18 protein-coding genes are annotated in these 14,165 nt (G+C 40.6%); all 18 read right to left on the reverse strand.

Going from position 1 to position 14,165, the window contains the following annotated elements:
* Positions 1-18: 18 nt before the first annotated feature.
* Entirely contained in the window at positions 19-1,098 is a 1,080-nt protein-coding gene (alr, locus tag PSPO_RS11590) for an alanine racemase (protein ID WP_010561942.1), read from the reverse strand.
* The gene (gene dnaB, locus PSPO_RS11595; RefSeq protein ID WP_010561943.1) at positions 1,098-2,477 is read right to left on the reverse strand and encodes a replicative DNA helicase; all 1,380 of its coding nucleotides are present in this window, start codon (positions 2,475-2,477) and stop codon (positions 1,098-1,100) included. The genes alr and dnaB overlap by 1 nt, the downstream gene beginning before the upstream one ends.
* A gap of 94 nt (positions 2,478-2,571) precedes the next feature.
* Positions 2,572-3,513, reverse strand: coding sequence for a DUF4097 family beta strand repeat-containing protein (locus PSPO_RS11600; RefSeq protein WP_010561944.1), 942 nt, complete (start codon positions 3,511-3,513; stop codon positions 2,572-2,574).
* An 11-nt stretch (positions 3,514-3,524) separates the two neighbouring features.
* Complete coding sequence (locus PSPO_RS11605; protein WP_010561945.1) at positions 3,525-4,013, reverse strand: hypothetical protein; 489 nt, start codon at positions 4,011-4,013, stop codon at positions 3,525-3,527.
* Positions 4,000-4,569: an RNA polymerase sigma factor gene (locus PSPO_RS11610; RefSeq protein ID WP_010561946.1), complete on the reverse strand. Its 570-nt coding sequence runs from the start codon at positions 4,567-4,569 to the stop codon at positions 4,000-4,002. The genes PSPO_RS11605 and PSPO_RS11610 overlap by 14 nt, the downstream gene beginning before the upstream one ends.
* 142 nt (positions 4,570-4,711) lie before the next feature.
* The gene (locus PSPO_RS11615) at positions 4,712-6,487 is read right to left on the reverse strand and encodes a pilus assembly PilX N-terminal domain-containing protein (protein WP_010561947.1); all 1,776 of its coding nucleotides are present in this window, start codon (positions 6,485-6,487) and stop codon (positions 4,712-4,714) included.
* Positions 6,487-7,005 (reverse strand): prepilin-type N-terminal cleavage/methylation domain-containing protein, encoded by a 519-nt coding sequence (locus tag PSPO_RS11620; protein WP_010561948.1) that lies wholly within the window; start codon positions 7,003-7,005, stop codon positions 6,487-6,489. Before PSPO_RS11620 ends, PSPO_RS11615 begins: the two co-directional genes overlap by 1 nt.
* 2 nt (positions 7,006-7,007) lie before the next feature.
* The gene (locus PSPO_RS11625) at positions 7,008-7,415 is read right to left on the reverse strand and encodes a type IV pilus modification PilV family protein (protein WP_010561949.1); all 408 of its coding nucleotides are present in this window, start codon (positions 7,413-7,415) and stop codon (positions 7,008-7,010) included.
* Positions 7,415-7,843 carry a GspH/FimT family pseudopilin gene (locus tag PSPO_RS11630; RefSeq protein WP_010561950.1) on the reverse strand — a complete coding sequence of 143 codons (429 nt, stop codon included), beginning with the start codon at positions 7,841-7,843 and terminating at the stop codon, positions 7,415-7,417. Before PSPO_RS11630 ends, PSPO_RS11625 begins: the two co-directional genes overlap by 1 nt.
* Before the next feature lie 4 nt (positions 7,844-7,847).
* The gene (locus tag PSPO_RS11635; protein ID WP_010561951.1) at positions 7,848-8,237 is read right to left on the reverse strand and encodes a type IV pilin protein; all 390 of its coding nucleotides are present in this window, start codon (positions 8,235-8,237) and stop codon (positions 7,848-7,850) included.
* Positions 8,238-8,448: 211 nt separating this feature from the next.
* Positions 8,449-8,901, reverse strand: a complete 453-nt coding sequence (rplI, locus tag PSPO_RS11640) for a 50S ribosomal protein L9 (RefSeq protein WP_010561952.1) — start codon at positions 8,899-8,901, stop codon at positions 8,449-8,451.
* 36 nt (positions 8,902-8,937) lie between these two features.
* Complete coding sequence (rpsR, locus tag PSPO_RS11645; RefSeq protein ID WP_010561953.1) at positions 8,938-9,165, reverse strand: 30S ribosomal protein S18; 228 nt, start codon at positions 9,163-9,165, stop codon at positions 8,938-8,940.
* On the reverse strand, positions 9,140-9,487 hold the full coding sequence (gene priB, locus PSPO_RS11650) for a primosomal replication protein N (RefSeq protein WP_010561954.1): 348 nt from the start codon (positions 9,485-9,487) through the stop codon (positions 9,140-9,142). Before priB ends, rpsR begins: the two co-directional genes overlap by 26 nt.
* Before the next feature lie 17 nt (positions 9,488-9,504).
* A complete protein-coding gene (gene rpsF, locus PSPO_RS11655; RefSeq protein WP_010561955.1) occupies positions 9,505-9,846 on the reverse strand; it encodes a 30S ribosomal protein S6 in 342 nt (113 codons plus the stop codon).
* A 227-nt stretch (positions 9,847-10,073) separates the two neighbouring features.
* The gene (ftnA, locus tag PSPO_RS11660; RefSeq protein ID WP_010561957.1) at positions 10,074-10,598 is read right to left on the reverse strand and encodes a non-heme ferritin; all 525 of its coding nucleotides are present in this window, start codon (positions 10,596-10,598) and stop codon (positions 10,074-10,076) included.
* A gap of 297 nt (positions 10,599-10,895) precedes the next feature.
* The gene (locus tag PSPO_RS11665) at positions 10,896-11,369 is read right to left on the reverse strand and encodes a peroxiredoxin (RefSeq protein WP_010561958.1); all 474 of its coding nucleotides are present in this window, start codon (positions 11,367-11,369) and stop codon (positions 10,896-10,898) included.
* A gap of 32 nt (positions 11,370-11,401) precedes the next feature.
* Complete coding sequence (locus PSPO_RS11670; RefSeq protein ID WP_010561959.1) at positions 11,402-13,309, reverse strand: methyl-accepting chemotaxis protein; 1,908 nt, start codon at positions 13,307-13,309, stop codon at positions 11,402-11,404.
* 46 nt (positions 13,310-13,355) lie between these two features.
* Positions 13,356-14,132 carry a class I SAM-dependent methyltransferase gene (locus tag PSPO_RS11675; protein WP_010561960.1) on the reverse strand — a complete coding sequence of 259 codons (777 nt, stop codon included), beginning with the start codon at positions 14,130-14,132 and terminating at the stop codon, positions 13,356-13,358.
* Between the last annotated feature and the right edge of the window lie 33 nt (positions 14,133-14,165).

Raw genomic sequence — 14,165 nt, forward strand, 5'->3', positions numbered from 1 at the left:
CTTAGCAGCAAAATAAAACTATTCTTGGATATACTTATATTCAACCCGAGGGGTTATGTTGCACAGAAGTTCGTAAGGAATGGTTGTTGCGAACTGCGCAATTTGCTCAACTGGCAAATTTGGTCCCCATAACTCGACTTCATCACCTAAGGCTACTGAGTCGTCATCGCCAATTTCTACGGTGATCATATCCATCGACACACGACCAACAATCGTAAAGCGTTTACCTTGAATCATCACTGGTGTGCCATTTGGCGCATGTCTTGGGTAGCCGTCGCCATAACCCATTGCTACCACACCAATTCGAGTATCGCTCGCTGCACGCCAGGCACTGCCATAACCAACCGTTTCACCCGCTTTTACATCACGAATAGCAATAATACTACTGGTTAATCGCATTACTGCGGTTAATTGATGATCTTGCCCTGTTGAATCGATCATTGGTGATACACCATAAAGCATTAAGCCAGGTCTAACCCAATCACAATGACTATTTGGCCAACCAACAATGCCCGCTGAATTTGCCAAGCATAGTTCGTTATTTTTGCCTTTAATACTATCGAAAAAGAGCGCCATTTGCTCCGTCGTTTTACCGTCGTCAAGATCGTCTGCGCAGGCAAAATGGGTCATTAACTTAATATTTTCAGCTACACTATTACAGCGCTCTAAACGCGTGTACATATCATGACATTGGCTTGGCTCAATGCCTAAACGGTGCATGCCGGTATCAAGTTTTAACCATGCTGTTATTGGGCTTGCAAGCTGTGCGTTTTCAAGCATAACCAGCTGCGCTTCATCATGCACCACAATATTAAAGTTACTGGTTGCTGCAATCGCTAAATCTTCCGCGCGAAAAACCCCTTCTAGCAGCACGATTGGTTTAATTACACCACCTGCGCGTAACGCCAAGGCTTCGTCAATTCTGGCAACCGCAAAAGCATCTGCGTCAACTAGATTTTGCGCAATAGTCACTAAACCATGCCCGTAAGCATTGGCTTTTAACACAGCCATAATGCGTGAACCCGGCGCAAGCTCTTTTACTCGCGCTAGATTATGATTTAACGCTGTTAGATTGATTTCGGCGCAAGCGAGTCGCATTAATACTCATCATCCACTGCAGGTCCCGCGTAGTTATCAAATCGCGAGAATTGACCTTGGAAGGTTAAGCGTACTTTACCAATTGGGCCGTTACGCTGCTTACCAATAATAATCTCAGCGACGCCCTTATCGGTTGAATCCTCGTTATAAACTTCATCACGATAAATAAACATGATTAAGTCGGCATCCTGCTCGATTGAACCCGATTCACGTAAGTCGGAGTTGATTGGACGCTTATCAGCACGTTGCTCTAGTGTACGGTTAAGCTGAGACAGCGCAATAACAGGACATTCAAGCTCTTTTGCTAAGGCTTTGAGAGAGCGTGAAATTTCGGCGATTTCTAATGTTCGGTTGTCTTGTAAGCTTGGCACTCGCATTAGCTGAAGGTAATCCACCATAATCATGCTAATACCGCCATGATCACGAGCGATACGACGCGCACGTGAACGTAACTCGGTAGGTGTTAGGCCTGATGAATCATCGACAAACATTTTGCCTTTTTCAATTAACAATCCCATAGTTGACGATAAACGCGCCCAATCATCATCATCTAGCTGACCGGTACGCACTTTAGTTTGGTTAATACGACCAAGGGATGCCAGCATCCTCATCATAATCTGCTCTGACGGCATCTCTAGCGAGAAGATAAGCGTGGGCTTGTCTTGCGTCATTGCAGCATGCTCTGCAAGGTTCATGGCAAAGGTGGTTTTACCCATTGAAGGACGCGCGGCAACAATAATTAAGTCTGACGGTTGCATACCCGCTGTCATTTTGTCTAAATCGCTGTAGCCAGTACTTACACCCGTTACACCGTCTTGCGGTGATTGATATAACTCTTCAATTTTGTCGATGGTTTTTTCCAGAATATTATGAATATTCTGCGGACCATCTGAGCTTTTTGTACGTTGCTCAGCAATTTTAAATACTTTGGTTTCAGCTAAATCGAGTAAGTCGTGGCTATCTCGCCCTTCAGGGTTATAACCGGCATCAGCAATTTCATTAGCCACATGTATCATTTCACGAACGACTGCGCGCTCGCGAACAATTTCAGCGTAAGCATTGATGTTCGCTGCACTTGGCGTGTTTTTAGCGATTTCGCCTAGATAAGCAAATCCACCAATTGAATCCAGCTCATTGGTTTTTTCTAATGTTTCAGAAATAGTAATTAAATCGATGGGTTGACCGCTTTCAACTAGCTTTTCCATCGCTTCAAAAATGAGCTTGTGGGTGCGGGTATAAAAGTCTTGCGCTACAACTCGCTCGGCAACACGGTCCCATGCTTCATTATCAAGCATTAGGCCGCCTAACACCGACTGTTCAGCTTCAATTGAATGCGGAGGGACTTTTAAGGTATCTAACTGTTTATCTGCTTTTGCCATGACTGGATTTAACTCGAAGAGAATCTAGCTATTCTAACCAGAACCAATAAAAAAACCCAGCATTGAGCTGGGCTTTATTAAATATGCGCGATGATTAATTGTATTTTAACTCAATACGGCCATTTACTGTGTCGATTTCGATTTCAACATCACCATCTTTCAGTTGAAATTCAAGTGAGCTTGATGGGCCATATTTTGCTTTTTTAGGTTTATCTTTTGACAGACCATTTCTAATTTTACCGCCAGCGTGAGCTGCTATTTCAACATCTGCTGATAAGTCACGCGGTAATTTAAACAAAATATCACCATTAACTGTTTCAGCTTGAATATTAGCGCCACGGCTCAAAGCTTTCATAGCAACTTCAACTTCTCCGCCCACCGTTGTAATTTCAAAGTTTTTAATTGTATCAGCGTTAATTTCTACATCGCCATTAACGCTTTCGATGCGAATATCTTGACTCAGCGTTGTACTTTTTAAATCGCCATTTACTGCCTCAAAACGCATATCACCTTGTGAATTGGTATCACGAATATCACCATTAACCGTTTCGATACGAATTTGACCGTTTAGGTTGTGTGATTTAATGTCGCCATTTACAGTATCAAGGTTGATACGACCCGTAACATCTTGAATATCAATATCACCATTTACCGTATCCAGTACAATGCCTGCGCTAAGCTCTGCGATATCCATGTCGGCGTTTACACTTTCGATATTGATTAAATGTGTTTTTGGCACGAAGATGGTGAGCTTAGAACCTTTACCGTCTTTACGACTGTAATGATTTGGCATTTCCACAATAAACTCGGTACGTCCGCCTTTTTTGTTACGGAAGATATAACCATCCGCTCGGTCATCAAGGGTACCCGAAACTTGCATTTGCTGTTTATCCCAACCTTTTAGGATAATTTCGCCTTGATCATTTTCAATATATATTTTGTTATTGCTTGGTACATCAATGGTTTTATCGATAAGCTCGCCGGCCATCAATGAAAACGATAATAAACTACTACAAACAAAAGCTAATAATTTCATAACACTTCCTCTTAAATTCGTTGCCAGCTAGGCTCATGAACCTTGTTAATTAAATCGAGTTGTTGCTGGTAAACCTGAGACAACATTCTTAGTAATGTGGCGTTTTCTGGCTCATTTTCTAACGCTAACTTAATCGCTTTTTCTGCTTCTTCTAATTCTGCTAATTGCGCCTGCCAATTATCAGCAAGGGCTTTTTGATCGCTGTACTTTACAAGCAAGGCTTGCTTTTCATGTTTAAAGGTTTGCGTCATCGCTTTTAAGCCCGCCTCATATTGACTGCTTTGTTGGTTAAAAAACACTTGATAACTCAGTAAACCTAAACACATACACGCAGCCAACGCGGTAACTTGTTGCCAAACATGAGACTTTTTACTCGTCTGTGTTGGCTGGTTAGCAATCGCGTTTTCCACGCCCTGCCATAAATCTTTTTTAGGGCTAACCTCAGTTGGCAATTGAGCAACTGCTTCATCTAGCATTTTGTCTAAATTAGTCTGTTTCATTACTCATCCACTCTTTTAATAAACTACGTGCTCTGTGGTACTGCGCTTTAGAAGAGCCCACAGCCATATTTAACTGTTCTGCAATTTCTTCGTGGCGATACCCTTCTACCGCAAATAATACAAATACAAGTCGCGCTTTTTCTGGTAGCCGCACTATGTATTTATCTAACCCGTTTAAACCGTGGCACATATCCACTTCTTGTTCTGGCATACCGGCTTGTTCAAAACTGACAACTTTTTGCAACCAATTGGTTTGCCGACGCAAATAACTAATAGTGATATTTGCCGCTACACTGTGTAACCAGGTAGTAAATTTTGCTTTGCCATCAAAACTCGATAGCTTTTGCCATAGTTGAACAAACACTTCTTGAAGTGCTTCCTCAGCAAGGCTTTCATTTGCGGTTAAACGTAAAGTAAGTGCAAAAACGCGTTTATAGTGACGGTTATACAAGTCATGGAATGCTTGCCTATCGCCCATATTCACTTTTTCGATTAACTGCAGATCAAAGTTTGCTTCTTGTTCTTTTACAAAACGCTGCTCTGCATCAATTAACACATTTACTTCCCTAGTGTTGTTTTCTTGTTGATTACTTTATTAGACGTAAGAAGGGTTTGGAAAGGTTTAAATGAAAATAAATTTTTTTGAGAAAAATAAAACGCCCTTTAAAAAGAGCGTTTTATTAGATAGTTATCTTAGATTATAAGTAGCGCCAGCCTTTGAAGACGAGTCTGGAAGTACCGCCACCATCACCATCACCGACAGAATACTCACCTAAAGCAACGTCGTAATGAATCGAGCCTGCGCCACATGCAGTAATAGTATTTGCCCTTATAGTCCCTTTAAACACTGTTGATGAGCCGATAAACACATCTGAATAAGGAGAGTAAATAACACCATACATATCCCCCGTTCCAGACATTTCCACTCCCCAAGGACCTCTCGGCCTTTGACAGTTTAATGAATTACTGGCTTTGTCTTTATAGGCCGAATAAATTGTAAAGCTTGGTGTTTTTGAAGCTTGTCTAAAGCCCTCACTGCTATCTGACGCAAAAGGTTTTTTAAATACTGCTTTGCCAAGAATATAAACAACGACTGAAACCCCCTCTTGAATTTCAATCTGTGAACCACCGTTCGCGGAGTAATTCCAATCACCTTTAACGAATAAGTGGATTGTCTCGTTATCTAAGTTATTGTCTGATTTCTTAAAAACAAGTCGACCTCCATTAATCTCTACGTTGTTAAAGAAAAAGATGCTTTGAGTGGTACCAAAAACATGCTTAGACACAGGTGAATAACTACTACTGCCGCCACGAATATAACTTCCACTTTGAGATGACAGCTCAAAACGACTATCCCACCTTGATAGATCTAAATCATCAAAACTGCCCATACCATTTAAAATATGGGAGAACTCAGACGTAATCTGTAAAAAATCACACGACTTCTTTGGATTCTTTAAATCTTCGGGTTTGATGTTGTTAGGATCTACCGCTTCAACCTCAGCAACCGACACTGTCTGTTTAAACTTTGCATGCGACAATAATGTTCCATCGTTATCTCTCGGTGTATCTGACTCATCATTAGTGCTCAAATTTGCACCACTATACTTTAATGCAAACTCTTCATTATTCAGATTACTTATAAAGGTAGTTGATGCAGTTCCGTAACTCAGATTACCTTCCGCACGCACCACGCCACCTACACCACCGACAAAATCAACGGACCCTTTCGTTAAAATATCTTCGGTAACACGAGTTCCTTCAATTGTACCTACAGGCATTTCAACACCTGAGCCTCCAGATATCGTTATGTCACTGTTTGCGTGTAGCGTTCCTGCAACACTGGTTCCGCCTGTAACCGATATAGTGCCCGTTGTTGTTACATCGCCCCAAACTAAAGCGCCACCGTCGATTAGCACATCAGAGTTTTTGTTCAACGTTGAAATATTCGCTTTATTTGAATAATCAAGTGTTGGATCTCGTGAGTCATAACTGTTTACACTGCCGCCCGCTTTAACACCAACACCACTACAACCAACTAAAAACTGTTCAAACGGAAAACTCTTATCGATTGATTGAATATAATCAAATAAAGCGACTGTATTATTCAAGCCTTCGTAGCGACTACCCAAACTTCTAATTTCAATTAAGCCATCGCTGTTTTGTGAAACTTTCGCATTGAAAGCCATGTCATCTATACTTGCACTACCAGATACATTTCCACTACCTTCTTCACCAACCCTGATAATATCGTCTTTGGAGATATTCGGGTTATTGTTAATTTTATCTTGTAGTAATTTATGGGTTTCAAAAATCCCCTTTTCAGATACTAAACGAGCATTCATTTTCTTTTGATAATTGCCAGTTAATCTTTCTTGGATAACATTATCTCGTAATGAATTTAATACGATGATGCTTGTCATCGTGGTTAAAATCATAACGGATAGTAAAACAACCCCTTTTTGATTATTCATTAGTTCAATGCCTCCTCCAGTATCTTGCCACTCAGCGCAATATCTATTCGAAATCCATTTGCGAGCATATCCACATTTAAACTTTCTGGTGTAACAGTAACCTCTACCGAATTTCCATTTATGCGATAACTAATATCTTGTAAGCCAGTTAATAAGACTTCTTCATCTCCCGCGTTGACTCTGCAGCGAAGCTGATTGTCAACTAAGGTAAATGTCTCACTAAACGGCACAGCAGGTTTGCTACTATTGCAAGCTGTTGAGCCTAAGGTTTCTTGTTGAACCACAATAGTATTGGCGTTTGGGGAACCTGGTGTCCTTCTTGTTTGTTTTAAACTACGGGAAAATACTTCCGAGCTATACCTTAAAACCTCTTGTGCATTTTCAAGCTCTTTTGATGTCTCAACAGATTCACTCAATGCAATATATACAAAGGAAATACCTGTCATTAAAAAGCTACTTACCGCTAAAGCTACCATCACCTCAACAAGCGTAAATCCATTTTTTACATATTTTATCATCGCTAGCAGCTCCCAGAAATATCAGGAAAACTAGCTTCAATTTCGACGCGATTTGCTAAATTATTATCATTGATTCGCTTGTCAGACCAACTCACGCCAACGCGAAAAAAATCGCTGTTGAAGTTATTCTCAAAATCAATTGTATATTTGTTAAATTGAGCATCAGGAGTTACATCAGCAAATGTAACATTGCCCTTTTGTAAATCACACAGATTGACCCAAGTTTGCTCAACTGCATTATTTGCTTGTAAAAGTGACAAGGTGTAATCAAATGAGTTAGTGGCATATTTTAGTGATTGCAATTGTCCAGCAGCCATACCTAGTAAAGCAAAACTTGAAACAACCAGTGCTACCATTACCTCAACAAGCGAACATCCGGCTTGGTTTGTGTATTTTTGTATTTTGCTCATTAACAACTCCCTTTTTCAATCTTACTTTGTCCACTGGCATACACACGAAAACAGCGATCTGTCGTATCACTATCTCGATCACTAATATCAATGCTAGTAACGGGGAACTCACCTAAAGGAGTAATATTTTGTGTAGCTATGCCAGAAATAACCACCCCTGTTTGGTCATTGTCAAAAACCACAAAAGTCTGATTATCGATACTAGCTAGCCAATTTGAGCCTTGCGCGGTTAAAGTCACTTCTTTCTCTAATTTAACCGCTTCACTTCTCGCCATCTTAAACGTACTCATTAACTCATTAGCAGTACTAACGATACGGTCTTGCTTGATATTATAGAGCAAATTTGGTGCTGCAACAGCTGATACTATTCCGATGATTGCAACAACAATAATTACTTCAATCAAAGTAAATCCATATTCTGTTTTCATTTGATCAATTCCAACAAGATGAAAGCGAAGCCGACGTTACACCCTGCTGATTAATAGAGAGTAAACCGCATTTATCACCAACTTGTGCCCCTTCTGGTGCAGCTGTTAATGAAAACTCGGTATCATTTTCAGGCTTATAACTGTAGGCATAATAATCTGATGCTTTAAATGTGATATTTTGTTCATTAGGGTATCGACCTAAGCGCGTATAGTTTCGTTCCAATATGCCAGCTTGTTGCATAAGGTATTGCTGCGCTTCGGCACGTCGACCATCTTTCACATAATCACCATAAGCTGGCAACGCAATCGCTAGCAAAATACCAATAATGGTAACAGCTATCATTACTTCAACTAGGGTAAACCCGGTCTCTTTGAATAAGTGCCTTTTTCTCACTTTGTATCCCCCTAAAATACATGCCAAAAACATGACAACGCTGTCATTACTACGCAATATTCATGCAAATCAATACCTTTCAGTTATATGTTAATTTCTTTTTGTAAATGTAAGTGAACACTCAAGCGTGATAAGGGAGTCAGCAAAGAGGGAATTACAGGCATAAAAAAACCGAGCAAATGCTCGGTTTTTTACTAATCAAGAAACTTGATTAAGCTTCAGCAATAACAATTACTTTAATAGTAGTTGTTACTTCTGAGTGAAGCTGGATAGCTACATCGAATTCACCTGTTTCACGGATAGTACCGTTAGGTAGGCGAACTTCTGATTTAGCAACTTCTAGGCCTACAGCTGTGATAGCGTCAGCAATATCGCGAGTACCGATAGAACCGAATAGCTTACCTTCGTCACCAGCTTTAGATACAAGAGTAACTTCAGCTAACGCTTCTAATTTCTCTGCACGAGCTTGTGATGCTGCTAGTTCTTCAGCTACTTTAGCTTCTAACTCAGCACGACGTGCTTCGAAAGATTCAATGTTAGCTTTAGTTGCTGGAACTGCTTTGCCTTTAGGGAAAAGGAAGTTACGTGCGTAACCTGCTTTTACAGAAACTTGGTCGCCAAGCGCACCAAGGTTACCGATTTTATCTAGTAGAATAACTTGCATGTCTCTACACCTTTTAAAAACTAGTTAAACCGCTGCTTACTTATGTAAGTCAGTGTATGGAAGAAGGGCTAAGTAGCGTGCGCGCTTGATAGCTGCAGCTAGTTGACGCTGATATTTAGCGCTAGTACCTGTGATACGGCTAGGTACGATTTTGCCACTTTCTGTGATGTAGTTTTTAAGAGTAGCTAGATCTTTATAATCGATTTGTTGTACGCCTTCCGCTTTGAAGCGGCAGAACTTACGACGTCTGAAGTAACGTGCCATGAGATAAATCTCCAATAGTAATTCTTTCAATATGATGAGCATGTAACACTAACTGACTCACGCCGTTTCGGCCTTCGTGACGGTTAATAAAACCGCGTACAGTAAGTTGCGTGCCCATATCAATATCTTGAGTTTGCTGTTTTAAGCCTTCGCCACTGGCAACCACTTGAATGCGAACATAACTACTACGATTAAGTCCTGCTTCTATTTGCGTAGATTTGTGTTCTAACACAAAAATACAGTGTGGTATTCCGGCTGGGCTTTGACTGAATTTAGGTTTTTTACAAACCGTGCCAGACAAAACGAACTGGTTATCAGTCATACAAGTCTCAAAAACGATTAAGCTTCTGCAGCTTCTTTCTTCTCTTCTTTAGCAAGAGGAGAAGCTTCAGTTACAGCATTTTTAGTACGCATAACTAGGTTACGTAGTACTGCATCGTTGTAGCGGAAAGAAGTTTCAAGCTCGTTGATTACTTCAGTTGGTGCTTCAACGTTCATTAGAACATAGTGTGCTTTGTGAAGCTTTTCGATTGGGTAAGCCAGTTGACGACGACCCCAGTCTTCTAAACGGTGAATTTGACCACCAGCTTCAGTGATAGAACCAGTATAACGCTCGATCATACCAGGAACTTGCTCACTTTGGTCTGGGTGAACCATGAATACGATTTCGTAATGACGCATGGGTATTCCTTACGGTTAATTTAGCCTCGTACCGTTTCGACCGGTCGGTTTAAGGCAAGGAAAACAAAGTTTAAATGGTCGAAAGAGCGCACATTTTACGCACATTGATTGCAGAGTGCAAATAGATTTTTTAAGAGAATTTCAGGGTTCAGGGTTCAGGGTTCAGGGTTCAGGGTTCAGGGTTCAGCAAAGCTTCTGAAACCTGCCCCCTTATAACAACAGACTAATTAAGCGCCTGGTTCCATAATTGAAGTAGTGCCTTTTTTCGCAAGCTCAGCAAGATCTTTATCAATCCAGAATAATGCTTTACCGTCTTCGCCTACTAATTCAATTTTGTCTAAAATACCTTTAAACAGCTTTTCTTCTTCATGTTGTTCAGCAACATACCACTGTAAAAAGTTAAATGTTGAATAATCATGAGTAGTAAACGCAACATGCGTTAATTCATTAATTGCTTTGGTGATTTGACACTCGTGCTCCAGTGTTTCTCGAAATACATCACCTAACGAAGCAAACTCATGTGGTGGCGCAGCGATCGACCCTAAAATTGGCATCGCGCCAGTTTCACTAACATAAGTGAACAAGCGATTCATATGATCCATTTCTTCTAACGCGTGCTTGCGTAACAGCTCAGCTGCACCTTCAAATCCTTTGTCTTCGCACCATGCGCTCATTTGTAAGTAAAGGTTTGATGAATAAAACTCTAAATTGATTTGCTCGTTTAATTTTTCAACCATTGCAGGTGCTAACATAACTGACTCCACGACGAAATAGATTAACTAATACCAATTCATTTAATTGCAAGGAACTAACAGATTGAATAAATACTAACTGCACCTAAACTTATCGATGTTAAATAACACCATAAGAACAATATTGCTTTGTTAGCATTTCATTTATCCTGCGCTGTATTTAATTACACACGTAACAGAATTGGTTTAAAAGTCCGCATTGTAAGCGTTAAACAGTTAAATGCAAGGCATTTAACTGCTTAATTTAATTAAAGAAAAACGTGAATAAAAGGGTAATAAAAACAAGTCTTATTTGTTTCAGAGGTTCGCTAGAACAGCCTCTGCACTTGAAACTTCAAAGGCTTTAGGCTCTTCTAGCCACAATTGAGTAACAGTTTGATTTTCAACAAGCATGGCGTAACGCTGTGAACGATAACCACCAAATACACCTGTCTCTTTACCTAGCCCTAAGGCTTTAGTGAAGGCGCCATCACCATCTGCCAACATATCAATATTTGCTGCGCTTTGTGCATCACCCCACGCCTTCATTACAAACGCATCATTAACTGAGATACAAATAATGCGGTCAATTCCTTTTTCTTTAAATGCATTAAAATTCTCAACAAAACCCGGTAAATGCCTTGCTGAACAGGTTGGAGTAAATGCACCTGGTACTGCAAACATCACTACTTTTTGATTTGCGAATAAATCAGCAGTCGATGGCGTAGTCATACCATTTTCAGTTAATAGGTTAAATGTATGGTTTGGCAGTGTTTGGTTCGTTTCAATCATATCTGTGTCTTCCAATTGTTGGCGAATACCCACTATTGTAGACCTAAAGAATGACGAATTTGAACCATCTTCTGCTCTAAATCACTCTGTATTCCTTGTACTTGCGTATTTGATTGTTGTACACGCGTTTTAAGCTGTGCCATCGCGCGCGAAAACTCATTCAAATAATTACTTTGTTCAAGGGCAAAGCTACTTGCTTGATTTGCCACTTCAGAGGCTGATAGCGCATTATCCGCAACACTACTCGCGGTTTCTTTTAGCTGTGTTGCCGATTTTGTTTGCTGGCTTGCATTGTCTGCTAGCTCGCCCATTTGTTGCGAAACCTGCTGTGAACTTAAGGTTAAGCCATCTAACTGTTGTTTTATGCTTTGCAATGAGCTTTGAGTTTGCTTCGCAAGCTGCCTAACTTCATCGGCCACCACTGCAAATCCTCGTCCATGTTCGCCCGCTCGCGCCGACTCAATCGCGGCATTAAGCGCAAGTAAATTAGTTTGCTCGGCGATGGAGTTGATAACTTCGAGAACAGACGCCACATCACTCACGCCTTTCAGTAGCTGATCCATCGAATCCATACCCGATTGCACTTGTTGTTGGGTTTTGTTACTCGCCACCAGCATCGACTCAGATTGACTTACACTGGTTTCCATTGCACTGAATGTTAGTTCCGCATTGTTTTTTACCGTGCCGTTAATATCATTAACTTGCTCGCCAATTTCTGTCACTTGACTCAACAGAGTTTCGCTTTGCACAACCTCATCTATCGATTGCTCTGACGCCGTTAGCATTACATTTAGCTGCTCACTCATATTTGCTAAAAAGTCGCTCACTAATTGCAAAGTTTCAGCGCGTTCTTGTGCTTCTAATTTTTGCTTTTCAATCAATTGATTAAAGTACTGCGCAATTTCACCCATTTCAGTTTTTGGGTTATCTGTTTGAATATGCTCTAAATTATCGTTTTCAATTAGCTTAGAAAATGCGTTTCTGAGTGCCCTCACAGGTGTAAGCACTTGCTTTCTTTGTGTAAAATAAACCACTGCAGCAATCACAAATAGTCCTACAACCGCCACTAACAAGGTATAAAACACGCGCTTTTCGATTAATGCCTGCTCATCACGCAATTGTTTTTCAGCAGTTAAAATGCTGTTAGTTAACGTGCTAATTTCTTCTCGAAGTGATGAAATTCCCAACTCACGTTGTTCATTTAAACGCTTGGTATTTGCCAACTCTTTTGGCAAACGATTGGGTAAACTAACAAGTTCAGCTTGGATCTCTTCACCAAGATCTTCAGGCTCATCGCCCGTTAGCATTAGTTCGTCTTCATCAATATTAGGGTCAAAAACACCTAATAAGGGTAGGTTTTCAATCTCTTTTGCAACTCGTGTCAGTTCAGTCAGAACCAAATTGGTACTTTCTAAATTGTTTTCTTTCAATGCGATAACAAGTTGCACGACATTTGTTTGATAGGCATTTGCCAATACATAAAAACGTGTTTGGCCATTTGAGCTTTGCGCTTTCTGCGCGTACTGACTTAAAGCACTAGCATAATCTGCCATTTCATTGAGCGCATGGTCAATCAATGCATTTTTATTACCGCTTAACTTACCCAGTGCCAAGTATTTTCCGTCAATGCCGATTTTTAGCTGTGTTAATTGCGCTTGCAAAGAGGACGAAATAGAGGCCGGTAAAATCGTTAACTTTTGCTCAACCGATTCAATATGTGACTTTGCCAAAGTTAAGTACTGGTTATCACCATAAGTTAAATAATCTTGCAGGCTATTCGCTAAGTCGACTACAACCGTATTTTTAAGCTGATTGTACGAAACAGTTTGTTGATTAAGGGTGTTTATTGTTTGGCTTGCCCACAAAAGTACAACAGCAAGTGCAATACTGATGGCACTTAAAACGACTAAAAGTAATCGGGTAAAACTTGAAACGCGCATAGGGCACTCTAAATCTATTAACTTGCCCTGCGAGTATATGACTTTATTATGACGTTTTTGTTTCAGTCATCGCTGCTTTGACATAAACGTCAAAGCGATTTTTCTTAGTTTTGATTTGCATCGACGGCGTTTTTTCAGCTAAAAAGGGCGCGTAATCAGGGCGTTTTACCACAACTCGTTTCGATGCTAATTGATACGCTGGCGCTAACAATTCATCAGCATCTAAATCAGAACCAACTAATGATTGAAACACCCGCATTTCTTTTTTCACCGCCGCTGATTTTTCACGGTGTGGAAACATGGGATCAAGGTACACTACGTCAATTTCGCTATGAGTATCTGGCAACAACTGGTGACTCGAGCCAAATGCCATTTTCATACGCTCGCTCATCCAACTGCCAATTTCGGCATCAAGATACGCGCGCTCTAAGCCATCAAATAAAAGTGCAGCAACAACTGGGTGACGCTCATGTAACGTCACTGTACAGCCAAGCGATGCCAAAACAAAACCATCACGCCCCAATCCGGCTGTACCATCAAGTACATGCGGTGTGATGCCTTTACCTTTGTTTAAACCAATTGCTTTAGCGATAGCTTGCCCTTTACCACCACCAAATTTGCGTCTGTGTGCAGCAGCACCTGTTACAAAATCAACACGAATCGCCCCCAATTTTGGCTCATCATTTTTGCTTAATGCCAACCCATCGCGATCATAATGAAGGGAAAATAACGGATTGCTCGATAACCATTCAGATAACGCAAAGCGCTTATCAAGCTGTTCAAGGTAGTCTTTTTGTTCAGGAATGCTGTTAGCAATTAACACAGAAAATCCATTGCTAAATATTGAGATGACAAC

The sequence above is a fragment of the Pseudoalteromonas spongiae UST010723-006 genome, from assembly GCF_000238255.3.
Classification (GTDB): Bacteria; Pseudomonadota; Gammaproteobacteria; order Enterobacterales; family Alteromonadaceae; genus Pseudoalteromonas; species Pseudoalteromonas spongiae.

What these genes read in the sequence shown, in the direction of transcription:
- alr (WP_010561942.1), bottom strand. Translation starts at nt 1,098, where the DNA reads ATGCGACTCGCTTGCGCCGAAATCAATCTAACAGCGTTAAATCATAAT.
- dnaB (WP_010561943.1), bottom strand. Translation starts at nt 2,477, where the DNA reads ATGGCAAAAGCAGATAAACAGTTAGATACCTTAAAAGTCCCTCCGCAT.
- PSPO_RS11600 (WP_010561944.1), bottom strand. Translation starts at nt 3,513, where the DNA reads ATGAAATTATTAGCTTTTGTTTGTAGTAGTTTATTATCGTTTTCATTG.
- PSPO_RS11605 (WP_010561945.1), bottom strand. Translation starts at nt 4,013, where the DNA reads ATGAAACAGACTAATTTAGACAAAATGCTAGATGAAGCAGTTGCTCAA.
- PSPO_RS11615 (WP_010561947.1), bottom strand. Translation starts at nt 6,487, where the DNA reads ATGAATAATCAAAAAGGGGTTGTTTTACTATCCGTTATGATTTTAACC.
- PSPO_RS11620 (WP_010561948.1), bottom strand. Translation starts at nt 7,005, where the DNA reads ATGATAAAATATGTAAAAAATGGATTTACGCTTGTTGAGGTGATGGTA.
- PSPO_RS11625 (WP_010561949.1), bottom strand. Translation starts at nt 7,415, where the DNA reads ATGAGCAAAATACAAAAATACACAAACCAAGCCGGATGTTCGCTTGTT.
- PSPO_RS11630 (WP_010561950.1), bottom strand. Translation starts at nt 7,843, where the DNA reads ATGAAAACAGAATATGGATTTACTTTGATTGAAGTAATTATTGTTGTT.
- rplI (WP_010561952.1), bottom strand. Translation starts at nt 8,901, where the DNA reads ATGCAAGTTATTCTACTAGATAAAATCGGTAACCTTGGTGCGCTTGGC.
- rpsR (WP_010561953.1), bottom strand. Translation starts at nt 9,165, where the DNA reads ATGGCACGTTACTTCAGACGTCGTAAGTTCTGCCGCTTCAAAGCGGAA.
- priB (WP_010561954.1), bottom strand. Translation starts at nt 9,487, where the DNA reads ATGACTGATAACCAGTTCGTTTTGTCTGGCACGGTTTGTAAAAAACCT.
- rpsF (WP_010561955.1), bottom strand. Translation starts at nt 9,846, where the DNA reads ATGCGTCATTACGAAATCGTATTCATGGTTCACCCAGACCAAAGTGAG.
- ftnA (WP_010561957.1), bottom strand. Translation starts at nt 10,598, where the DNA reads ATGTTAGCACCTGCAATGGTTGAAAAATTAAACGAGCAAATCAATTTA.
- PSPO_RS11665 (WP_010561958.1), bottom strand. Translation starts at nt 11,369, where the DNA reads ATGATTGAAACGAACCAAACACTGCCAAACCATACATTTAACCTATTA.
- PSPO_RS11670 (WP_010561959.1), bottom strand. Translation starts at nt 13,309, where the DNA reads ATGCGCGTTTCAAGTTTTACCCGATTACTTTTAGTCGTTTTAAGTGCC.